Annotated in this window: 22 protein-coding genes and 1 pseudogene; 12 read left to right on the plus strand and 11 right to left on the minus strand. The window is 69.6% G+C overall.

Features of this window, described 5'->3' with window-relative positions:
• Positions 1-361: 361 nt before the first annotated feature.
• A complete protein-coding gene (locus ACZ6O2_RS14690; RefSeq protein ID WP_466023179.1) occupies positions 362-811 on the minus strand; it encodes an excalibur calcium-binding domain-containing protein in 450 nt (149 codons plus the stop codon).
• Positions 812-1,589: 778 nt separating this feature from the next.
• Between ACZ6O2_RS14690 and ACZ6O2_RS14695 the strand changes: the two genes are divergently transcribed.
• Positions 1,590-2,363, plus strand: a complete 774-nt coding sequence (locus ACZ6O2_RS14695) for a hypothetical protein (RefSeq protein ID WP_466023180.1) — start codon at positions 1,590-1,592, stop codon at positions 2,361-2,363.
• Between the two features lie 515 nt (positions 2,364-2,878).
• Positions 2,879-3,385, plus strand: a complete 507-nt coding sequence (locus tag ACZ6O2_RS14700; protein ID WP_466023181.1) for a pentapeptide repeat-containing protein — start codon at positions 2,879-2,881, stop codon at positions 3,383-3,385.
• Between the two features lie 128 nt (positions 3,386-3,513).
• On the opposite strand, the gene ACZ6O2_RS14705 is transcribed toward ACZ6O2_RS14700, so the two are convergent.
• From ACZ6O2_RS14705 to ACZ6O2_RS14730, 6 genes are all read right to left on the minus strand, one after another.
• A complete protein-coding gene (locus tag ACZ6O2_RS14705) occupies positions 3,514-4,467 on the minus strand; it encodes a hypothetical protein (protein WP_466023182.1) in 954 nt (317 codons plus the stop codon).
• A gap of 141 nt (positions 4,468-4,608) precedes the next feature.
• The gene (locus ACZ6O2_RS14710) at positions 4,609-4,941 is read right to left on the minus strand and encodes a PadR family transcriptional regulator (RefSeq protein ID WP_466023274.1); all 333 of its coding nucleotides are present in this window, start codon (positions 4,939-4,941) and stop codon (positions 4,609-4,611) included.
• 207 nt (positions 4,942-5,148) lie between these two features.
• On the minus strand, positions 5,149-5,664 hold the full coding sequence (locus ACZ6O2_RS14715; protein WP_466023183.1) for a hypothetical protein: 516 nt from the start codon (positions 5,662-5,664) through the stop codon (positions 5,149-5,151).
• A 234-nt stretch (positions 5,665-5,898) separates the two neighbouring features.
• Entirely contained in the window at positions 5,899-6,321 is a 423-nt protein-coding gene (locus tag ACZ6O2_RS14720; RefSeq protein ID WP_466023184.1) for a hypothetical protein, read from the minus strand.
• A 934-nt stretch (positions 6,322-7,255) separates the two neighbouring features.
• Positions 7,256-7,837 (minus strand): HD domain-containing protein, encoded by a 582-nt coding sequence (locus ACZ6O2_RS14725; RefSeq protein ID WP_466023185.1) that lies wholly within the window; start codon positions 7,835-7,837, stop codon positions 7,256-7,258.
• Positions 7,834-8,964: a helix-turn-helix domain-containing protein gene (locus ACZ6O2_RS14730; RefSeq protein WP_466023186.1), complete on the minus strand. Its 1,131-nt coding sequence runs from the start codon at positions 8,962-8,964 to the stop codon at positions 7,834-7,836. The genes ACZ6O2_RS14725 and ACZ6O2_RS14730 overlap by 4 nt, the downstream gene beginning before the upstream one ends.
• Between ACZ6O2_RS14730 and ACZ6O2_RS14735 the strand changes: the two are divergent.
• The 4 genes and pseudogenes from ACZ6O2_RS14735 (at position 8,943) to ACZ6O2_RS14750 (ending at position 12,197) form a co-directional block, all read left to right on the plus strand.
• A pseudogene (locus ACZ6O2_RS14735) lies at positions 8,943-9,675 on the plus strand (IS5 family transposase). The gene ACZ6O2_RS14730 and the pseudogene ACZ6O2_RS14735 overlap by 22 nt on opposite strands.
• A gap of 434 nt (positions 9,676-10,109) precedes the next feature.
• Complete coding sequence (locus ACZ6O2_RS14740) at positions 10,110-10,445, plus strand: hypothetical protein (protein ID WP_466023187.1); 336 nt, start codon at positions 10,110-10,112, stop codon at positions 10,443-10,445.
• A complete protein-coding gene (locus ACZ6O2_RS14745) occupies positions 10,442-10,615 on the plus strand; it encodes a hypothetical protein (RefSeq protein WP_441173654.1) in 174 nt (57 codons plus the stop codon). The genes ACZ6O2_RS14740 and ACZ6O2_RS14745 overlap by 4 nt, the downstream gene beginning before the upstream one ends.
• Positions 10,616-10,886: 271 nt before the next feature.
• A complete protein-coding gene (locus ACZ6O2_RS14750; protein ID WP_466023188.1) occupies positions 10,887-12,197 on the plus strand; it encodes a low temperature requirement protein A in 1,311 nt (436 codons plus the stop codon).
• 80 nt (positions 12,198-12,277) lie between these two features.
• Here ACZ6O2_RS14750 and ACZ6O2_RS14755 read toward each other — a convergent pair whose 3' ends face one another.
• Complete coding sequence (locus ACZ6O2_RS14755) at positions 12,278-12,736, minus strand: iron chaperone (protein WP_466023189.1); 459 nt, start codon at positions 12,734-12,736, stop codon at positions 12,278-12,280.
• Positions 12,737-12,860: 124 nt separating this feature from the next.
• Complete coding sequence (locus tag ACZ6O2_RS14760; RefSeq protein ID WP_466023190.1) at positions 12,861-13,316, minus strand: carboxymuconolactone decarboxylase family protein; 456 nt, start codon at positions 13,314-13,316, stop codon at positions 12,861-12,863.
• Positions 13,317-13,479: 163 nt separating this feature from the next.
• Between ACZ6O2_RS14760 and ACZ6O2_RS14765 the strand changes: the two genes are divergently transcribed.
• Positions 13,480-15,726: an ATP-binding protein gene (locus ACZ6O2_RS14765; protein ID WP_466023191.1), complete on the plus strand. Its 2,247-nt coding sequence runs from the start codon at positions 13,480-13,482 to the stop codon at positions 15,724-15,726.
• A 105-nt stretch (positions 15,727-15,831) separates the two neighbouring features.
• Here the strand turns inward: ACZ6O2_RS14765 and ACZ6O2_RS14770 are convergent, their stop codons facing one another.
• Positions 15,832-16,491 carry an HNH endonuclease family protein gene (locus ACZ6O2_RS14770; protein WP_350706635.1) on the minus strand — a complete coding sequence of 220 codons (660 nt, stop codon included), beginning with the start codon at positions 16,489-16,491 and terminating at the stop codon, positions 15,832-15,834.
• Between the two features lie 146 nt (positions 16,492-16,637).
• Entirely contained in the window at positions 16,638-17,165 is a 528-nt protein-coding gene (locus tag ACZ6O2_RS14775) for a dihydrofolate reductase family protein (protein WP_466023192.1), read from the minus strand.
• A 168-nt stretch (positions 17,166-17,333) separates the two neighbouring features.
• Here ACZ6O2_RS14775 and ACZ6O2_RS14780 point away from each other — a divergent pair, with 168 nt between their 5' ends.
• The 5 genes from ACZ6O2_RS14780 (at position 17,334) to ACZ6O2_RS14800 (ending at position 21,345) form a co-directional block, all read left to right on the plus strand.
• Positions 17,334-18,011 carry a M23 family metallopeptidase gene (locus ACZ6O2_RS14780; protein ID WP_466023193.1) on the plus strand — a complete coding sequence of 226 codons (678 nt, stop codon included), beginning with the start codon at positions 17,334-17,336 and terminating at the stop codon, positions 18,009-18,011.
• A 62-nt stretch (positions 18,012-18,073) separates the two neighbouring features.
• Positions 18,074-18,550, plus strand: a complete 477-nt coding sequence (locus tag ACZ6O2_RS14785; RefSeq protein WP_466023194.1) for a macro domain-containing protein — start codon at positions 18,074-18,076, stop codon at positions 18,548-18,550.
• A gap of 231 nt (positions 18,551-18,781) precedes the next feature.
• Positions 18,782-19,255 carry a molybdenum cofactor biosysynthesis protein gene (locus ACZ6O2_RS14790; protein WP_466023195.1) on the plus strand — a complete coding sequence of 158 codons (474 nt, stop codon included), beginning with the start codon at positions 18,782-18,784 and terminating at the stop codon, positions 19,253-19,255.
• Positions 19,256-19,555: 300 nt separating this feature from the next.
• Positions 19,556-20,188: a CG0192-related protein gene (locus tag ACZ6O2_RS14795; protein WP_466023196.1), complete on the plus strand. Its 633-nt coding sequence runs from the start codon at positions 19,556-19,558 to the stop codon at positions 20,186-20,188.
• A 125-nt stretch (positions 20,189-20,313) separates the two neighbouring features.
• Entirely contained in the window at positions 20,314-21,345 is a 1,032-nt protein-coding gene (locus tag ACZ6O2_RS14800; protein WP_466023197.1) for an MBL fold metallo-hydrolase, read from the plus strand.
• Positions 21,346-21,358: the final 13 nt, after the last annotated feature.

The following is a 21,358-nucleotide window of genomic DNA, read 5'->3' on the forward strand; positions in this document are numbered from 1 at the left end:
AACGGAAAGATCCACTCCGGGCGGGCTGCCGAGATCACCTGCACCCCACCATGATCCACGATGGACGCGAGACCCAGTTACGAGACGTCCCTTAGAACCGGCCAGCAACGAGGCTGGTGTGGTCAACAGAGGCACAACCGGCTACTGGCTGCCAGGCTGGCGGTGGGCCGTCACCGGGCCGTCTGGGCCGCCACGGGGTCGTCAAACGTCGACCAGAAATGGCTAACGACGACCGGGAGTGCCCGAAGGAACAGCAGGTCAGCCGCGATGTTCTTGCGGCTGACCTGCTGGGCTACGGACGAGCCGACCTGTACGCCGGATACTGCTGAAGGGGAGGGTCGGCGCTTTGGTCTCGGCCGGGTCAGTCGCAGGCGGTGCCGTCGCCGTCACGGTCCAGGGCCTTGCGATACCCAGGTTCGCCCCGCTGGATCGGTGCCGCCCCCGCCGCGCGCGCCTCGCTGCAGTTGGCGTAGTAGACATCGCCGCTGTCGTCGCCGCCGGGCGATCCGTCATCCGCGTGCTCCGGGTCGTCCAGAAGGTCGCACGCGAAGCCGTCGCCGTTGCGGTCCAGGGCTTTGCGGTACCCGGGATCGCCCTTCTCCAACACGAATACGCCAGCGTCCTCTACGGCGTTGCAGTCGGCGTAGTAGACGCTCGGCGAGGCTTCGGCTTGGGCGAGGCGGTGCGCGCGGAGGAGGACGGAGTCAGTGAGGCGAGCTGCTGCACCGGCGGGCTCGCGGAGGTGGCGGCACTCGTCGGGGCTGAGGACACAGCGTCCTTCGGGTCGTCGTCGCCGAAGACCGCGCTGCAACAGCAGCCGACGAGAAGCACGGCGCCGAGGATCATCCCGCCGACAGCCTTGGGACTGAGGGACTTCTGGGGACGGAGGTTTTCACGTTGGGCAGTGTGCGCTGCCAGTCCGGCAACCCCGACCTGGATGTCCGCTCCCTGACAGCGAATCGGTGCGCGAGGCTATCGACGGCCGCCGCGTAGCCAAGCGAGCAGCCCAAATCGGCGAGCGTTGGCGAGCGACGTATCTGCCGGCGGCGCGCAATTGCCCTGTCGGAGCCGTCACCGCATCCCAATCAACCGCGGCCACTGGCCCAGCCAGGACGGCCCGCGATGACCACTCACCACCCGATCAAGCCGGCCTGGACGTGTGGCGGCTGTGCGGAGGAGTGGCCATGCCAGACCCGGCGACGGGAGTTGCGAGCCGGACTACGACCAGGAGGTCTGGGACGAGCAGGTCCGCCAGCACAAGCAAGGCCACCTGAGAAATGAGCAGCCCAAGGTGCGCATGCAGAGACTGGTCTGATGCCAGCAGTACAGCAGCGAAGTACAGCATCGGTGCCAACCGAACCGGACCGAGAAGCGCCTCAGCAGGCCGTTTGACCTCGTATCGAGCCCGACCCGCCCGGTCACCGAGAGGAAGCGCCGACTCGTGTCATGATCGTCCGGCCCGGTGTCGGCCCAGCTCGCGATGATCGACTGGCGGCGAGCTGCGAGGCCCACGCGGTTCAGGGTGCGCGGCGGCTGAGGTCATGCGCTGGTAGCCTGACGCGTCTCGCGCAAGAGGTGGAGTCCGCCCGGTGCTCAGGATGGTGCTACGTAGGTCAGTCGCGGTGGTGGCCGCCTGCATGGTGACCGCGTGCGGTTTTTCGACGGCTCGTACAGCGGATCGATCAGCGGGCGAGACGATCCCCTCCGCGGCGCAGGCAACGGCCTCGGTCACCGCCACGAAGCCAGCTTCCCCAACGGTTCCGGCGACCGGCGGATCCGGCTACTCCGCGATGCTGTCCGCACGCCTGGTTACCATGGACTCGGTGCCGCCCGGATTCACTGTGGAAATCGCGACAGTCATGTCGCCGGATGCTGGAGATCAATCCTTAGGCGCCGAGGTCTCCTGTTCGGACAGCATGATCCCGCTGCTGTCGGCCACGCGGTTGACCGGGACTCCGTCAGCGATGGCCGCAGCCACCCTCAGCTATGACGCGGGTCCCGATGACCTCTGGGTGGGGAACGAAGTCCTCAGGACCTACGCCGATGACGGTGCACAACGAGCAATGACCGACCTGCGAACCTTCATCGGCCGTTGTCCCACCGTCGTCATGTCGTCCGGCCTTGGCATCGGCGACAGGTACCGCTTCGCAGTGGCACCAGGGCCGCAGTTGGGCGATGACAGTATTTACGTCAGCTGTAGCTCGATGTCCGATTTTGGCACGTTGGAATGCGACAGTATTGTCGTTCGGATCGGAACCACCTTGGTGGTCGTCAAGGAGGAGGGCAACAAGCCCGGCGGCAACAAATATCTCACCCAGCTCGCCGAAGCTGCGCTCCGCAGATTCCGGGCGACCGGATCCTGAATGGCATTACGCGTCCCGAGGCCAGGGCCGTTTGGGACCCGAGTGGCGGGACTGGGCCGTCGGCGTCTACCGGCAAGAGCATCCCAGCCGCGTGACCGTGTTCGACGTGGTCATGGCCGCCCTGGGGACCGGCAGCTGAGTGGCTAGCTGCGTGACCACCGACACGTACGACGCCGGACGTCCCCCGGACGACGGGGACTGTTTGTGCAGGTGAGCGGCTGTGGCACTGCTGGTCAAGATTGCTCGTCGGTTGCCTGTGGAGCAAGGTCGTGGGATGCCACGGGTCGCCCGGGTTGCCTTGGCCGTCAGCATGGCCGCTTCCGCTAGTCTTTGCGGATGGCTGTCCGGGCGGGTCGTGGTGGTCGATGGCGGGCGCCTGTGAAACCTAGGCCACCGTCGTCGTTGGAACTAGCCACCGAGGACCACGATCTTGAGAATGAGGCCACGTTTCGACGGCTAGGATTCTTCGACCTTGACTTGTCAGGGCGGTCGGCGGATGGCGTGGAGTTCGAGCAGTGCCGGTTCAAGGCTCGGACCTGAGCGGTACGCAGCTCGACGGGGCAGCGTTCACGGACTGCCTGTTCGAGAGCACGAACCTGGCAAACCTGCGGGCGGAGAAATCATCGATGATCCGCGCACGGCTGTCGACCTTACGGATGACGGGCGTGCATTGGATCAACGGGGCGTTACGGGATGTGACGATCTCGGAGTGCCGGCTTGACCTGTCGTCGTTCCGCTTCACGGACTTCTCCAGCGTGGTGTTCGAGGGGTGCAACCTGACCCGGGCGGACTTCCAGAACGCGGACCTGAGCGGTGCCCGGTTCACGAACCCTGATCTGACTGGCGCGCAGTTCTCGCAGGCGGCGATGGTGGGGACTCGGTTCGCCAACTGCGTCCTCGTTGGGATCGGTGGGGTGACGAGCATGGGGGGCGCGGTCGTCGCCCATCAAGATCTTGTTGCCTTGTCGTACACCCTGGCCGGCGCGCTGGGGATCCGCATCGAGGATGCCGAGGCCGAGTGATCGCCTGCGGTGTCGGCTCAGCGCTGTCCGTCAGCAACAAGTCAGCGGTTCCATGATCGTCGGTCGGTGCAGCAGACCCGGCCGTGGTTCCGTCTGGCAGCTAGCCTGCTGCGGCCAGCCTGGCTGGATCAGTTGATCAGTGGGCCTCGACGCGTGCGGAAAGGCAACGCGGTTACTGGTAGCCCGCCGACGAGGGCGGCCGCACCGAGGTAGGCCAGCGGCCGGAAGAGGATGAACGTGTACCCGACCCACGCAGGTTCTGCCGGATGTTCGGGTGTGAAGTAGCTGGCAACCAGGAGCACGGCGCTCAGTGCCGTGGCGGGAAAGAGGGCAAGGAGACCTGCGCCGCAGACGACGACGGTGAGGGTCCGCCGCGCCGGGGTGGATTCGTGGAAGCGCCGGAACACCCATGCCGCCAACAGCCAGCCAGCAAGACCGCCGGCAAGTAGACCGGCTGTGGTCAACGGCAGTACGACGGCGGGTGTGGTGCGGGCGACGGCGATCTGGAGCCCGTAGTGGGACTCGGAATCGTCGAGGTAGCCCTCTGAGAAGACCTCCACCAGCCACCCGTCCCGGTGAAGCGCAGTCTCAGGGCAGCAATCGGACGTCTGCTTGGCCGCCGGAAGCCATCCAGCCGCCCGCATCCGTTCGTCCGCTGCCGCTACGAGCTGCTGCGGAGGTTTGTTGTGCGGGTAGGTGAACTGGAAGAAGACCTTCCCCGCCCGATACTCGTCGGTGCCGCCCACCACGTAGGTCCATCGGGGATCGCTGTACTCCGGGTTGTTGTCGAAGATGAAGTCCCAGCGCTGTGGCTGCGCCGACGCCTCTGGCGGCAAGACCGGCTGGACCATCTGCAGCACCTCGGCGTTGCTCGGCAGGGGTGGCGCGGTCTGCCAGCCCAGATAGCTGCCGAACGCGCCCAGGGCCACTGCCGCGAACGTGGCGGCGGAGACCGCGGCAAGAATCCCGGCTGCTCCCCACACCCGGAACCGGAAGCGGATTCCACCGGTGAGCAGGTCCACGACCTCCGCACGGCTCGGCCGGACCCGGTCGGCCGGCGCGGCGTCCAGCAAGGTGGTCACCAGCTCGGCACCGTGCCGGCGCCTGTAGGACCGCGGGTAGGTCAGCAACAACCTGCGGTAACGGCATGCGAGCCTCGCCCGGTCACTCTGTTCTGACATCCGACTTCCTTACCGGTTCGTGAGACGACTGGACGAGGCGTATCAAGAGGGAAGCAGACCAGGCATCGGTGCCCACCCGGCCAGACGCTCCACAGCAACCTCGGAGTTACGACGTAACCGGGCAGCCTCCTGCCGCAGGGCAGCACCCCCGCGTTCCGTGAGCCCGTAGTAGCGCCGCACCCGCCCGTCGACCGCATCCTCACGATCAACCGCGATCAGCCCCTCAGCGGTCAACCGGTCCAATGCCGCGTACAAGGTGCCGGCGCTCAGCTTCACCCGGCCGCCGGACATCTCCGCCACCTGCCGCATCACGCCATAGCCGTGCAGGGGAGGCCCGGCCAGCGCTGCCAGGATCAGGAAGGTAGGTTCCCGCATGGTCACAGCCGCAATATACAGATGATCGATATAGTCAGGAAGCTTCCAGGCCGCGAGCGCCAGGGTCGGACTCTGGCTAACCCATCAAGCGGAGTCAACGCATCAAAGGGAATGCGAAGGCCGGCTGCCGCGTGTCGGGCTCCACTTGATCCGTTACGGATCAGCGTCAGATGATGCGTGACAGCTCCGTCTCAAGATGTTGGCGAGTCACGCAGGGTCGAAGTTCCAGTGAGGTGGCAGGGCGCCATCGCAGAGGGCGCACGCGAAGTCGCCGTCTCGTACGATGTTGCGTTCCCCGCAGGCTGCGCAACGTCTGAAGGTCAGTGCGGCGGTAAAGCCGCCGGGATGCGGCATGCCGAGACGATCAAGTGCTGCGGCGACTGCTGGCCAGCAGTCAGGGTCTGGGCAGTAGCCGGTCGACTGGTTGCTAACCGTCTGGACGAAGTACCCGGCGTTGCTCGCGGCGAAGGCAATCTCTCCGGCGGCCAATACGTCCTGCCCGGCAGCACAGGCAACGTGCTCGCTTTGGCGGGGTGCCACCCGGAGCGTGCCATGAAGGTCGACGACGAACGTGGCAGCCTCGTCGAGCTCCGTCGCGCGTCGCGCGTCGAGCCACGTATCGAGCGCTTCTCGCGTGTCGGCGACGACTATCCCCACCGGGCCTACCTGCCGGGCCAAGATCTCTGCTGGTCCGACATACCGATACCGCTTGAGCCGCGTCACGGCGCGAAGCTACCCGCGCTGACTCCGGCCGTCCATCGAGGTTGGCAAACAGATGCCGGTCGCCTGTCCGGGCCGACCGTCCCGGCGGTGGGTGACGGTCGAGGTCTATCGGCGTGTCACGCATCTTGTGGAGTCAATTTGTAACGGATCAAGCGGAGTCGGACAGCCGGCTGCCGGCGATGCCTGGTCCCGCATGATGGTTGACACGTCGGCCTCGCCTGATGCTTTACACGCTCAGCAACTATCGCCACCGATGACGATCGCGGTGATCTTGTTCCGTTCGAGCCGCTGCCTCAGCAGCTCAAGCTCCACCCGGGTCCCCTCGATGCCGGTGGTAACCGCGCGCTGAGCCGCCGTCTTCGCCTCCGACAACGAAGCTCCGGTATCACGGAAGACCTTCAACAACGCCACACGGCCAGGTCCCGTCACGCCCTCGACGGTGAGGCGTGCCAACCCGCAGCCAGCGACCAAGGCATCGCGGGTCTCGGCGGGGGTGTCATCCCAGCCGAACGTCTCCTCGGCCGAGCCGCAGTGGGGGCAACAACGCCAAGCGGTCCAGTGCAGCCGGTCGCGGACGATGCGCTGGGCCAGATCGCACGTCATCTCAAATCCGCAATCGCCACACGGACGGGTGACTTCTACGCCGTAGGAGATCACCGGCCACCTCTCGCGATCGGTTCAGCTTCACCTGCGCCAGCAGGCGCGACTTCAGCGCGATCATGTCAACCATCAGCCGAGACCGCCGTGTCAAACATCAACCGACGCACGACACCCGGCTGCCGGAGCGCCTTGGTTGCCTGGGGAGCAAGGGGTCGGCGCCGCCAGGTCCAAGCCGTCGCCAGCCTTTCAGACATCGTGAACGGTGCCTATGCGGGCCTCACGGTGTCAACCAAGGTCGTACGGATCCCGAGCAGCTAGTGCCTCAGCCTCCGACAACCCAAGGCGGCTGGCGACCCGCCGTCGCACCCGGACTTGGGCGCGCGTTCGTGGCCGGAACTTCGGCTCCCGCGAGCACCCGCAGACCTGGAAACCCTCGTAGCGCAGTCCCGCCCCGAGAACTGCCGCAACCGCAGCCCACCCGGAGTCATTCCGCCGACGGGGGGCCGCGAAGTCGTGGCCAGCGAAGACCATCGGTTGTCGGCACGAGGTGCACGGGTGCTTCGCGTCGTCCCAGGCGTACTTGTGACTACGGCGACACGACACGCACACGTAGTGGACCTTGTAAGTGGTCTCGGCGTATCGGCACATGTCCGCATGTTAGCGGCTTGCCAAGGCCCGGGAGAGAAGCTGTCGACAGCAACCGGCTGGGACGAGGACATCCGCCAGCTGCTAAGCGAGGACAGCCGCCCGAGGCCCCGAACGCGGACGGCCCCGCCGGATGAAAGCACGCAGAACTTACACGCGAGGGGTCGGAGCGGCCTGGATAAGTCGGGAGTCGACGAGAATCAGGCCCAGGCCGTCAAAGGCGTACCATCAATGCCCAACGACGACCATCAATTCCTCGTGTTTGCGCAGCTTCACGCCGAGTTGACCAACTTCGCCGGACAAGCCGATCGCCCGGAACCAGTTCAACGCCAAGTGAGGGCCTGGTCTACGCCGGCTGCGGCGGTGGATTGAGCCAGGCGAGGGGTTGCCCGGCCAGCGCGGCGTCGGCGAGGCGGTGAGCGGATGCGGTCTTGAGGGCCGCACGTGAGCTGTCGATCCAGCGTTGGACGTTGTCGATGCCTTGATGGCGATACTCGACGGCTTGGACGAGGCATTCGAGCTTGTCGGCGTCGCGGGCGACGACGGCTTCCAGGGTTTCGCCGGTTTCGTATTCGGTGACGGCGGCGGTGATGACGTCGGCGACGGCCGGTGGGCAGGCGGCGACTTGGTCGGCCGTGACGGTGGTGTTGGGTGCGGCGGCAAGGTAGCGCTTGGCGATGTGGGGGATATCGGTGACTCGGGTCTCCTGGGTGTCGTGCAGGACGCAGAGCATGGAGACCCGGGCTGGGTCGGCGCCCTCCATGGCGGCGAGCATCATGCCGATGAGTGCAGTCCGGAAGGAGTGCTCGGCGATGGACTCGGGGTGCTTGACACCAGCGAACCACCACCCGGTGCGGGCCGCCCGCTTGAGTACGCCCGCTTCGAAGATGAAGCTCATCGCTCCGACGGCGTCGTGGTCGTCGCTCATCTGCCCGTCCCTGTGCCGGTGAGTCCGTCTGTTCGAAGGCTGTAGACGATAGACGTTAGTTCCCGTCGGGACTGCGCGGAGATCCGGTCGCTGTCCAGGAGCGCGGTACTGCGTTCGATGAGCGCCCGTCCGGTGTTCGGGTCATCGAGGGCGAGGCTGCGTCGTGCGGTGAGCAGGGCCCAGACGTTGTGGATGTTGAGGTCTACGAACGGGTGGCCGACGTCGAGGCGCAGAACCAGGTGCCGGAGCAGGTGAGAGCCTCGCCAGTCGGTGAGGGCAGCGGGCATGAAGAAGTCGTCGCGTTGGCGATAGGGGATTTCGCCGACCCAGTAGGCCGAGTAGTTGAGGGCCGCTCGTTCGCAGGCGTCGTCCGGGTGTGCACGGGCGATGAAGTCCCGCAGCGGCTCCGGGTCGCCCTGGTTTGCCAGCGACGTGACGACGGAGCGGGCGTCGGGCCACAGCGGCGACCAGGTGTGGAAGGTGGTTGCCCGGTGTGCCTTTCTGGCGCTGGTCTGTGCGAGCCATGCGGCGGTGGTCCGGGTGGGGTCCATGCCGGCAAGGAAGCAGGCCTGCCGGTGTAGCAGGACGTTCGGGTGACGTCCTGCGGCGCTGCGCTCGGCGAGCACGTGAAGGTGTGTGAAGAAGGCGCGTTGCTGATCGGCGGGCAGGAGCGGCCCAGAGGCCACGGGACCGCGCCGACGGTGGGGTGTCGAGACGGCTCTGACGAAGGTGGGTGCCTGCCCCAGGACTGCCCAGAGGACCAGGTCGGTCAGGCGCTGGGTGAGCACTGACCAGCCGAGGGGCTGCTCGGCCAGGTCCGTGCGCTCGACCTGTTCGTCGAGTACCGCGGAGAGGATGAAGTCTGCTTCGGCGGCGTCATCGAGGGCAGCGAGCAGGGTGGGGTTGGCTCCGATTCTTCCGAGCCTCTGGCGGGTCGCGATTGCTTGTCCGAACGGTACTGACGTGAAGGGGCGGCGCCCGGACTCCCAGCTCTGCACGGTCGTGCGGTCGACGACCAGCTCGACAGCTAGCTGCTCCTGCGTCATTGGGATGGATTCGCGGATCAACTTCAGCAGGTACCCGGTCACGCTGCCGCCCTGAACCGCTGGTCGGCCGAGATTTGCCATCTGACATCCCTACGTTGACCGGTGGTCGACGTTTCCCCGCCGGCAGCACCCTCATGGCTCGATATGACCTGCTTAGAGCGCGTCTCAGGTGGCGGCCAGCTGACCTTGGTGGTAGATCGCTTCTACTGTGGACGAGCGGTTGCGCAGGTTGCACGTCGCGACGCTGGACCAGCTCGGCGCCAAGGGGCTGATCGACTGGTCCCGGGCCATCGCCGACGCGGCGTCGGTGCGGGCGAAAAGGGGGGCGACCTGACCGGCCCCAGCCCGGTAGACAGGGGCAAGCCCGGCAGCAAGATCCACGCCCTGTCCGACCGCAACAGGCTGCCCCTGTCCGTCGGGGTGTCCGCTGCGAACACCCACGACAGCCTCTGCCTGGAGTCCCTCATCCAGGCCATCCCTGCCGTGCGTTCCCGGCGCGGACCTCGCCGCCGGCGGCCCGACAAGCTGCACGCCGACAAGGGATACGACTACTCCCACCTGCGCCGCATGCTGCGCGCCCGCGGCATCCGCCCTCGAATCGCCCGCCGAGGCATCGAATCCTCACACCGACTCGGGCGGCACCGGTGGGTGATCGAAAGGAGCTTCGCCTGGTTCACCGGCTATCGCCGACTGACCATGCGTTACGAACGCTCGGCCAGCCTGTACTGCGCGTTCGTCACCCTCGCCGCCGCCCTTACCTGCCACAAGCGCTACCTCAAACTCACCACCTGAGACACGCTCTTACTCGTACTCCTGGTGAGTCCACCGAGCGTCGTCGTGATCGTAGCGTCGTAGTTACCGAACGTTCCAGATCCGGTCCCGTAGTTCGGGGTCGGCCATGTCGCGCTGCCCAGCGAAGGGAGAAACGATGGGGGACAGCACACCCTTCGGGGCCGGCCGTTCGCCTGGGGCCGGCGCACCACGATGGCGACGAGTCTCGTACGAGGAGTACCTCAGCGCCGCCGCGATGACCCTGGCTCGGCGGCATCGTCCGGCGTGGTCGTGGCGCCGGTGGAGATGGGTCTGCCGATGCGGAGCCGACCTGCCCTGCCGCAACCAGCACCGTATCCCGATCAAGCGCGATCACTGGCCGGAGCGGGAGGGGCAGTGAGCAACGAGCTGGAGCAGCGTGTCCTGGAGGCGCATCTGCGGGACGAGGACGGCACGTGCGTTGGTTGTCGGGCGTGGTGGGGGCGGATGGTGCCGTACCCGTGTTGGCAGTCGGATTGGGCGACCAGCCGGCAGGCACGGACGAGCATGGCGCGCTTTCTGGGAATTCAGGCATGACGACGCACGGGCCGGTGTTGCCGATCTGGAGCTGCGGCGGGTGCGGCGCGCCCTGGCCGTGCCGGACCCGCCGAACCGAGTTGCAAGCGGAGTTCGCGGACGCGCCGATGTCGCTGGCGCTCTATATGGGGTCGCAATTCGTCCGCGCGGCGGAGGATTTGACATGGGCGCCCGCCGGCACCCTGCACCGGCGCTTCCTCGGCTGGCTGCGGTGAGCATCCTTCGTCGCGGCGACGAGAAGTTCCACTACAGCGACGGCTCCCACAAGTGGATCCCGCCCGACCCGGACTACGACCAGGAGGTCTGGGACGAGCAGGTCCGCCAGCACAAGCAGGGCCACCTCAGGAACGAGCAACCCAAGGTTCGCATCCAGCGCCTCGTCTGATGCCAGCAGTGCAGCAGCGAAGTACAGCAACCGTGCCAGCCGAACCGGCACGAGACGAGCTTCAGCAGGTCAGATGAACTCGTATGAAGCCCGCTCCGACCGTCTTGCCGAGAGTTGACACCGAAGAGACCGCTGGATCGATCCGAGTAACGCCCACAGGTCGACGGCCACTTCCCGGAAACGGGAGGCGGGCCTTCTGCTGTCGTACAGCAGCGGTGCCGACCTGGCATAACCGCAGCTCGGCCCCGGCCCGGCTGCAAGACTCGCAAGGGTGAGCAGCGACGGCGAGCGCACAGGAACGCGGCGACTGGAGCCCGCCGCGCCGGGGAGCAAGGTGACCCCGCTGGAACTCTTCTACGACCTGGTTTTCGTCTTCGCCTTTCTCAACGTGACGGCGACGAACGCCAAATACCTCACCCCGACCGCGTTGGTGAAGAGCCTTCTGATCCTGGCCCTGCTCTGGTTCGCGTGGACGACCTTCGTCGCGCTGGGCAACGTCGTACGCGTCGATCAGGGTGTCATGCCCCTGGTCGGGTTCGCGACCATGATCGTCGTCTTCGTGCTGGCGGTGACGATCCCGGACGCCTTCTCGGACGCGCCGCACGGGCTGCCGGGAGATCTGGTCTTCGCCACCTGCTATTTCCTGCTACGGGCGCTGCAGGTGCTGGCTCTCTGGCACACCGTGCGTGGCGACCGGCAGTTGCGCCGCCGGTGGTCGGGGCTCGTCGCGCCAGCGCTGATCAGCACGGCGCTGCTGCTCGTCGCCGCACTCGTGCCGCAGCGGCTCTTCACCGGCACCGCCGAGTTCGGCGCCCGGGCCGGCCTGTGGCTGCTGGCCATCGCCGTCGAGTACACCGTCAGCGCGGTGGTCCGGACCGAGGGCCTGACCATCGTCTCGGCCGGGCACTGGGCGGAACGTCATGCCCAGATCGTCCTGATCGCGCTCGGCGAGTCGGTCATCTCCCTCGGGACCGCTTCCAACCTCGCGGTGGGATGGCCGCCCACCTGGCCCATCATTCTCGCCTCCGCGCTCGGCATCGTCCTGATCTCGGCGCTCTGGTGGGTCTACTTCGACGTCCGCGCCATCGCCGCCGAACACATGCTGCACAGCGCCCGGGGCCGCACGCGGGCCGCGCTCGCGCGGGACGCCTACACCTACCTGCACCTGCCGATGATCGCCGGGATCATTCTGTTCGCCCTCGGGCTCAAGCGGGTCCTCACCAACATCGCCGAGCCCACGGTGCCCAGCTTCGAGGATGCGCTCAACGGAGCCGAGGTCTACGTCCTGTACGGCGGAGTCATCCTCTACCTCCTAGCGGTGCAGGGCTTCGAGCGCCGCGCCGTCCGCCGGTCCGACTGGTTCCAGGTGGCCAGGATCTTGCTCCTGACGGCGCTGATTTCGGTGGCTGACCGGCTGTCCGCCATCGCCGCACTGACCCTCCTGGTGCTGGTCGCCACCGCCCTGATCGTCGCGCAGAGCATCCGCACCAGGCAGCTCCGTCGGCGCGTACGCACGTCCAGGCTTGCCGAACAGCGGGAACTGGAGGCCGAGGAGACGACGTGGCGTCGCCGGCACCGATGACCGCGCACGCTGTGACCGGAACAGGCGGCGTGCGGGTCGGGTGCCGGCGACGGCCTCGGCGCGTCGGAAGCGCCCGCTTCTCAGCTCACCGCCTGCCTCACGAGCGCGCCGATCCTGGCTTCGACGTCGGCGGTCAGCTCGGTCAGCGCGAAATAGGTCGGCCACATGGCGCCCTCGTCGAGGTTCGCCTCGTCACTGAAGCCGAGCACCGCGTACCGCGTCTTGAACTTCGCCGCGCTCTGGAAGAAGCAGACCACCTTGCCGTCGCGGGCGTACGCGGGCATCCCGTACCACAGCTTGGATGTGAGGACGGGCGCGTTGGCCTTGATCAGGGTGTGCAGGCGCTCGGCGATCACGCGGTCGGACTCCGACATCTCGGCGATCTTCGCGAGCACCTCGCTTTCCGTGTCGGCCTTGGCGCCCCGCCGAGCGCTCCTCTTCAGCTCCTTGGCGCGCTCCTTCATCGCGCCGCGCTCCTCGTCGGTGAAACCGTCGTACTTCTCGCCGTTCGCGCTGGTGGTCTTCGTCGTGGTCGACATGACAACGTCCTCTCTGTGCCGTGTGGGGGTCGGGCGGTACTGGTCGGTGGAGCCCTCTCCGGGGCCGGCTTCCACCGGTTGGTTCAGCGTTGACCGGTCTCTTCGGCCTTGATCAGCAACAACGTCACCACGTGCCGGCCTGCTGGCGGGTCGGCGCGTTGAGCCGGTTGAAGGCGTTGGTGATCGCGATGTTGAGCAGCAGCGCGGCCAACTCCTTCTGGTCGAAGTGCGTGGCGGCCACGTCCCACACCCGGTCCGGCACCGGGTCCGGCTGGTCGGCGAGCCGGGTCACGGCCTCGGTCAGGGCCAGCGCGGCGCGCTCCTCGTCGCTGAACCAGGGCGTCTCCCGCCACGCGGCGACGGCGTGCACCTGGTCTGCGCTCGCGCCGTGCTGGCGGGCCTGGTGGACGCCCCCGGCCACACACGGGCCGCAGCCGTTGATCTGGCTGGCCCGCAGGTGGCTCAGCGCCAGCAGCTTGCCGTCGACTCCGGCGCCCGCGATGGCTCTGTTGACCGCCATCAGGGCCTCCATCGCCTCGGGGATCAGAACCGCCGGGTTCGGCATGCGCTCGGTCGACATCGCCTCTCCTTCGTCGTGGGTGTCTCTGACAGGAGTCATCCGACCATCGGCGCGCCGGGGCCTGCGCGGTCCGTGGGACACCGTGGGACACCTGGAACGCGATCTAGCAGCGCAAACGCGTCGCCGATCCGGGTCCGTGGTCCGGGACGGTACGGTGTTGCGCGTGTCCAGCCCCCAGGAGCGACTGGTGGCTCAGCTCGCCCGGCTCAAGGAGTTGAGCGGGCTCAGCCTGCGCGCCCTCGCCCGCCAGGCTGGTCTGAGCAGCTCGTCGCTGTCGCGGTACCTGACCGGTCAGCTCGTGCCGCCGTGGGAGGCCGTCGTGGCGCTGTGCCGGGCGGTGGGCCGCGACCCCCGGCCACTGCGCGCGGTGTGGGCCGAGGCGGCCAGGGCCGGCGCGGCGCCCGCCCCACGCCGCAACGATCTGCCGGCCGACCTGTTCGACTTCACCGGCCGGGAAGCGGAGTCCGCGCTGGTCGAAGAGCTGCTGCACACCACCGGCGCGGTCGCGATCGACGGCATGGCGGGCGTGGGCAAGACCAGCCTGGCCGTGCATGTGGCCCATCGGCTCGCCCCTGCTTATCCGGACGGCGGGCTCTACCTCGACCTGCACGGCTTCACCCCGGGCCAGGAGCCGCTGGAGCCGCAGGCCGCGCTGGGCCGGTTGCTGGGCGCGTTGGACGTGACGCACCCCCCGACCGGCGTCACCGAACGCGCGGCGCTCTGGCGGTCGGAGCTGTCCCGCCGGCGGGCTCTCGTCGTGCTCGACAACGCGGTCGACGCGGAGCAGGTGCGCCCGCTGCTGCCCGGCGCGGGGAAGTCCGCGGTCCTGGTCACCAGCCGCCACCGGCTGGTCAGCCTGGACGGGGTGCCGCCGGTGTCCCTGGAGCCGCTGACCGACGACGACGCGGCGCACCTGTTCGGCCGGGCGGCCGGGCTCGCGCTCGCCGAGGAGGAAGCGGTCAGCCAGGTGCTGCGGCAGTGCGGCGGGCTCCCCCTGGCGCTACGGATGGCGGGCGCCCGGCTTCGCCACCGCCCCGGCTGGACGGTGGCGGTGCTGGCCGAGCGGCTGCGCGACACCGCCAACCGCTTCGACTCCGTGTTCGGCATGTCGCTCCGGCAGCTCGACGCGGTCCAGCGCCGCGTGTTCCGGCTGCTGGGCGTCCTGCCGGGCGCCGACTTCGACGCGGCGGTGGTGGGCGCGCTCACCGACATGCCGCCCGCCCGGATCGGCGCGGCGCTGGAGGAGTTGGTCGACGCCCACCTGGTCCAGGAGCCCGCGCCCGGCCGGTACCGGATGCACGACCTGATCCGGCAGTACGCGGCGGACATCGCCGCCGAGGAGGAGCCACAGGCCGACGCCGCCCTGCGTCGGGTCCTCAGGCACTATCTGGCGCAGGCGGTCGCCCACGATCAGACCCTGCCCTCGCCGTACCGCAAGGAACCCTCGCCGGGAGATCCGGCGAAGGCCATGGCCTGGTTCGACCTCGAGTACGTCAACCTGGTGGCCTGCTTCGACGCCGCCGTGCGGCTCGGCGTGGACGAGGTGGTGGCCGAACTGCCGCAGGCCATGCGGGTGTGGTTCTTCCGGCACCGCGGAACCGACGACCAGGCGCGCCTGCTCGAAGCGGCCGCAGCCGCCGCGGCACGTCTCGGCCGCGACCAGCAGCGGGCTTCGCTGCTCGCGGACCTCGGCTACGCCTGTGCCGCCGCCGGCCGCCTTACCGAGGCGCTCTCCGCCTACGAGCTGGCGGAGCAGTCAGGGCCGGACGACGACATCGCGGCCGCCCTGGCGCTGCGTACCGGCCTCGTGCGCCGGGACCTCGGTGAACTCGAAGCGGCACAGGCGCACTTTCGGCGGGCACGCGAGCTGTTCGAGAAGATCGGGCGCCGTGCCGGGCAATCCCAGGCGTTGGCCTTCGACGGATGGGTGACCCTTCACCTCGGGCGGCACCGTGAAGCCGTCGAACTCGCCCGGGCATCCGTCGCCCTGGCGGACGGGCCCGCACAGATCACCGGGCTGGTCACCCTCGGTGTCGCACTGGCACCTGACGATCCGACGGAGTCGCTGCGCACGCTGCACGACGCGTTACAGCTCTCCGAGCAGAACAATCTTCAGCACAACGAGGCGTGGTGCCACAACTATCTCGGTGTCGCGCTGCGGGTCATGGGTTCACCCGAGAAGGCGCTCGAACACCACCGGCGGGCCCTCGAGCTGCTGGAGCCGCTGGCCGAGGTGCAGTTGGAGATCGACTTCCTGCACACCTACGCCGAGACGTGCCGCGCGGCGGGTCGCTACGACGAGGCGCTGGCGCTGCTGGACCGGACCGTCGAGTTCGCGCGTGCCCTGGGCCGGCCGTACGACGAGAAGCGCGCCCGTGCGGCGCGGGAGATTGTGCGCGCCGCACGCTGAGTCATCGCCACCGTCCGTACGCCAACGGCCGGCGACGCGCGGTGGCGCCCGCCCGGCCGGCCGGCCGGCCCGGAGGATGGCGGACCGGCCGGGTGGGGCGCGCTGTCACCAGGCGTAGGTGACGGAGATGGTGACGTTGGGGCAGTTGTCGGCCCAGTCGGTCAGGGCGCTCTTCTCGGCGCTGTCGACGGTGAGCCGCCAGCGGATCTTCACCGCGACCCACTCGTTGATGTAGCGGCAGCGGGCGGAGGCGTAGGGCGGCATCCAGGTGGCCGGGTCCTGGTCCCCCTTGGCCTGGTTGACGTTGTCGGTGACGGCGACCAGGGACCGGCTGTCGCCCAGGTCGTTGGCGAAGGCCTGGCGGCGGCTGCTCGTCCAGTTGCGGGCTCCGGAGTCCCAGGCTTCGGCGAGCGCGACCATGTGGTCGATGTCGAGGTCGCTGGTGAGGGTCCAGTAGGCGTCGTCGTAGTAGGAGTACCAGCGGCCACCGGACAGGGTGCAGGTGCCGCTGATGCTCGGCCTGGTGGTGGCCTCGGCGATGAGGACCTCGTTGCGGGTGTGGCAGCCGTCCCCGTCGGCGTCGATCCAGTGGCGGAACAGGTCGCGGCTGTAGCCGGTGCGTACCTCGGTGGCGACGGGGAGATCGGCGACGGCGGTGGTGAGGGAGGCGGAGTAGCTGGCGGCCCAGGCAGGCTGGGCGAGGCCGAGGGTGGCGGCCAGGATCGCGGCGAGGCTGACGGCCGTTGCGCGCAGGGTGCGGGTCATGATGCTCCGTCCGGGTGAGAGCAGGTGGTTGCCGTACCCATATAGACAGAGTTGAAAGTGATCGTCCAGATCGATATCCGCGAACATCTGGTGGCCGTTGCCCGATGCAGGGACACGACGCGTGGCTGTAGGGGCCACACCACCGCTCAGTGGACGACGCTGTACCAGTGCGCGGTCTCGCCGGGAATCGGCACCAACCGCACCTCGGTGCCGCCGGGGTGGTCGAACATGCGTACCCCGTCGCCGAGCAGCACCGGGGCGAAGAACATCAGGACCTCGTCGAGCAGCCCGGCCTCGATGCACTGCTGGGCGACGTTCGCGCCGAGGATGTTCACGTACTTGTCGCCGGCGGCCTCCTTGGCCTGCGCGACGGCGCTGTGCAGGTCACCGACGAACGTGACACCCGGGTGTGGTGCGGCCGGCGGCCGGTGGGTGAGCACGAACACCGGCCCGTGGTACCGGCCGCCGAACGCGCCCTCGCTGTCGGTGCCGCGGTTCGGGTCGTCGCCGCCGAAGGTGCGGTTGCCGGCCAGGATCGCGCCGACGTCGGCCAGCAGGCGCTCCGCCGTCGGGTTCTCGCCGGCAAGGTGCGCGGTCAGCCAGGACATGTCGCCGCCCGGGCCGGCGATGTAGCCGTCGAGCGACGCCGTCGCCGAGTACAGCAGTTTGGCCATGAGGGCTCCTTTCGCAGTGGTCACTGAATAGCCGGCCGGCGGCCGGAAGAGTCGCCGCCACGCCGAGCGGAGCGGACACCGCCCTCGTCCTCCGCCGGGTCAGGTCCCTCACCTGCCGGCTCCGCTGACGCGGCCGGGCTCGGCGCCGACGCCTTGCCGCCGTCTGCCATGCTCTGGACGGTGACCACCGGCCACCCGACCAGTCCCCGCAGCCGCAGCCGCAAGGGCAGCCGCGTCCGGAGCCGTACCGCCCGCAGGGCCATCCTGCTCGGCGCGGTCGCTGCCGTCGTCGTCGTCCTCGCCGTGGTCGTCGTGCCGTTGCTGCGGCCGCCCGGTCCGCGCCCGCTCTTCCAGCTCCCCGTCGCCTGCGGCGAGACCTGGCAGCTCGGGACCTACCCCGGCCACGACGACTACGACGTCGACCTGTTCCCGACCGAGGGCGAGGCGTGGGGGCGACCGGTGCTCGCGTCCTACGCCGGCACGGTCACCGTGGCCGGGATCAACGGGTCGCTGGGCGGTCGCACCCCCGACAACCCGAGCGGCCCGCGCGGTCGCGGCGGCGGTTACTGGGTGAAGATCGACCACGGCGGCAGGTGGGAGACGCAGTACCTGCACCTGCTCGAACCGCCCCTGGTGCGGGCCGGTCAGCGGGTCGCCCAGGGCGAGCAGATCGGGCGGATCGGCAGCACCGGCAACTCGGGCGCGCCGCACCTGCACTACGAGCAACGCCGGGGCTGGGAGAAGGTCGAGAGCCACTTCGACGGCGAGCCGTCCGGCATCACCCACGACGACACCGAATACACCGTCAGGCGTACGAGCAACAACTGCGCCCCCGGGCAACGGTAGCCGCTGTGCCGGTGCGGTAATTCGCTGCCGGAGCGTCGTACGCGGCTGGCATGCTGGCCGGCGTGACGCCGTTGAGGATCATCAAGGGTGATGCGACCAGCCCCCAGGCCAAGGGCCCGAAGGTGATCGCGCACATCTGCAACGACCTCGGCGGCTGGGGCAGGGGCTTCGTGGTGGCGATCTCCCGTCGCTGGCCCCAGCCCGAACGCGACTACCGCGACTGGCACCGGCACCGCGCGGGCAACGACTTCGCCCTCGGCGCGACCCGCCTGGTGCGGGTCACGCCGGACGTGTGGGTGGCGAACATGGTCGGCCAGCGCGGCATCAGGACCGGCAGCGGCGGCCCGCCCATCCGCTACGACGCCGTCGAACGCTGCCTGGCGTCGCTCGCCGACCAGGCGCAGGCGTTGGGGGCGTCGGTGCACATGCCCCGGATCGGTTGCGGGCTCGCCGGCGGCACCTGGAACCGGATGGAACCCGTCATCGAGCGCACCCTCTGCGCGCGCGACATCGCCGTGACGGTGTACGACCACGGGTGACAGCCCTGCCGGGACGGCTGCCGGCGAACGGGTGGCTTGCGTCTCCCGTAGGGGGAGGCGCGTGGGTTGGGGCCTTGACGGTGAGGCGCTCCACTCGATCGGGGAACCGGCCCGGCGGACCGGGCTGACGGTGAAGGCATCAGGGGAGTGCCCGGCGGCGTGCCGGCCGCCCTCGGGCCCTGACCCGGCCAACGGGGTTCGCGCTCGGTGACCGCTTCGTAGACTCCGGTCATGCCGCGGATCGTGCAGTTGCTGGCCTCGCCGGTGCACCGCTACGTGGGCCGGCCCGCGGACGGCCCGGCGCCGGCGCCGCCCGGCGAGCTGGTCGAGGAGGTCCGGGTCCGGGCGGGCCTGGGCATCGTCGGTGACCGGTACTTCGGCAAGCCGGCGCACCGGGAGGCGAGCGTCACCGTGATCGCGCAGGAGTCGTTGCCGCCCGGTGTCGACCTGGTGCAGGTCCGGCGGAACGTCCTCACCGCCGGCATCGCCGTGGACGAGCTGGTCGGGTCGGTGTTGACCCTGGACTCGGGGGAGGGCCCGGTCAGCCTGCGGGTCAACCGGCCGGCGCACCCCTGCGCCTGGATGAACGTCACCGTCGGGCCCGGCGCGTGGAAGGCGCTGCGCGGCCGGGGCGGCGTCCGCTGCACGCCCCTGAACGACGGTGTCCTGCGCGTCGGCCCGGTCGACGTCACGGTCGAGGGGTAGCCGGGCCCCGGCGGCTTTGACTCTGGTGGCTGCGGCCCTGGTGGCTGTGGCCCCGGCGCTTGTCGGCCGGGCGGCGCAGAGGTCCGGTCTCGTGGACGGGGCAGCTCGACAGCGCGCCGCGGGCACACCCCGCACCCGGCTGGGCGGCGTCGGCCGCCAGCAGGGCGGGTGTCACCCGGAGGCGGGTGGGCGGTCCGGCCGCTGTCTCGCTGGTCGGCCCGGAGCGGAGACGCCCCGGGGAGCGGAGACGTCCCGGCGGCGGTGAGCGCGGATCGCGAGGATGCCTCTACGATTCGGCGTATGGCGCTGCTGCACCGGGCGGAACTGCACCCGTCGAAACTGGAACTCCTGGCGGCGTGGCTGCCCGGCCGGCCGTGGTACCAGGGGCCCGACGACGCCGACGTGGTCCGCGTGGCGGCCTACCGGTTCGACGATCCGGCCGGCGAGGTCGGCATCGAGACGATGCTCGTCCGGGCCGGGGACGGGCCGGTCCACCAGGTCCCGCTCACGTACCGGGGCGCTCCGCTGGACGGCGGCGACGAGTGGCTGGTCGGCACCACGGAGCACTCGGTGCTCGGCCGCCGCTGGGTGTACGACGCCTGCGGCGACCCCGTCTACGCCGCGGCGCTGGCGGGCGCCGTGCTCGCCGGCGCCGGTCAGGCGGAGGAGTTCATCGAGATCGACGGCCGGCTGGAACGCCGTGAGCCCAGCATGACCATCACCGGTGGCGGCACCCCCGGTGCCGACGTCCCGGCGGTGGGCGCGCTGCGTCAGGTGGTGCCGGACGACCCGACGCTCATCGTCACGGATGCCGTCGACCTGGTCGTCGTGCGCCGCCTCGACGGCGGGAGCCGGCCCGAGGGCGCCACGCTGACCGGCGCCTGGGCGGGCCAGCCGACTGCGCTGCCGTTGGCGTACGCCCGGCCGCGCTGACGCCCGCCGGCGCACCTGCCGGCCCTGGACCCGGCGCCCGCCGCCGAGCCCGTCGGGCGTCGGCGTGACGGAGGCCACCGGCAGCGCCGCCCGGACCGGCCCGGACGGGAACTATGGTCGGGGCCATGACCTTGGACGACGGCAGCCCCGACGACTGGACCACGCCCGGCGCGTTCGAGGTCGCCCCCGGGGTCTGGCGCGTGCCGCTGCCGCTGCCCGATGACGGCCTGCGGGCGGTGAACGTGTACGTCCTGCGCCACGACGACGGTCTGGTGCTGGTCGACTCGGGGTGGGCGGTCGCCGGGGCGCGGGCCACCCTCGACGCGGCGCTGGAGGAGTTGGACTCGACGGTCAAGGACGTCCGCCGCTTCCTCGTGACGCACATGCACCGGGACCACTACACGCAGGCCGTGCACCTGCGCCGCGAGTTCGGCATGCGGGTGAGCCTCGGCGCCGGCGAGCGCCCGAGCCTCGAGGTCACCATGTCGCCGGAGCGGGACCCGCTTGCCGAGCAACTCGACCGCCTGCGGCTGCTCGGCGCGGGCGAGCTGGCCGACACCCTGGCGAGGATCACCCGGGGGCGCGCCCCCGAAGAGGACTGGGAGCTGCCGGACGACTGGTTCCGCGGCGGGGACGAGGTCAGGCACGGCGACCGCACCCTGCACGTCGTCGAGACCCCGGGGCACACCCGCGGCCACGTCGTCTTCCACGACACCGGGGCGCGGCTGCTGTTCGCCGGCGACCACGTGCTGCCCACCATCACGCCGTCGATCGGGTTCGAGCCCGTGCTCTCCGCGAACCCCCTCGGCGACTTCCTCGGCTCGCTCGCGCTGGTGCGGCAGCGGCCCGACGCGCGGCTGCTCCCGGCGCACGGGCCGGTGACCCCGAGCGTGCACGCACGCGTCGACGAGCTGGTCGCGCACCACGGCGCACGGCTCGACGAGACGGAGGTCGCCGTCGCCCGTGGCGCGCAGTCGGCGTACGAGGTCGCGGCGCGGCTGCGCTGGACCAGGCGGGAACGCGAGCTGGGCGACCTGGACGTGTTCAACCGCATGCTCGCCGTCACCGAAACGGCGGCGCACCTTGAGCTGCTGGTCGCGCAGGGGCGCCTGACCCGGGCCGACGTCGACGGGTTGCGCTGCTACGCGAGCGCCTGAACGCGGCGCGAAA

The sequence above is a fragment of the Micromonospora sp. NPDC048040 genome (assembly GCF_055587185.1).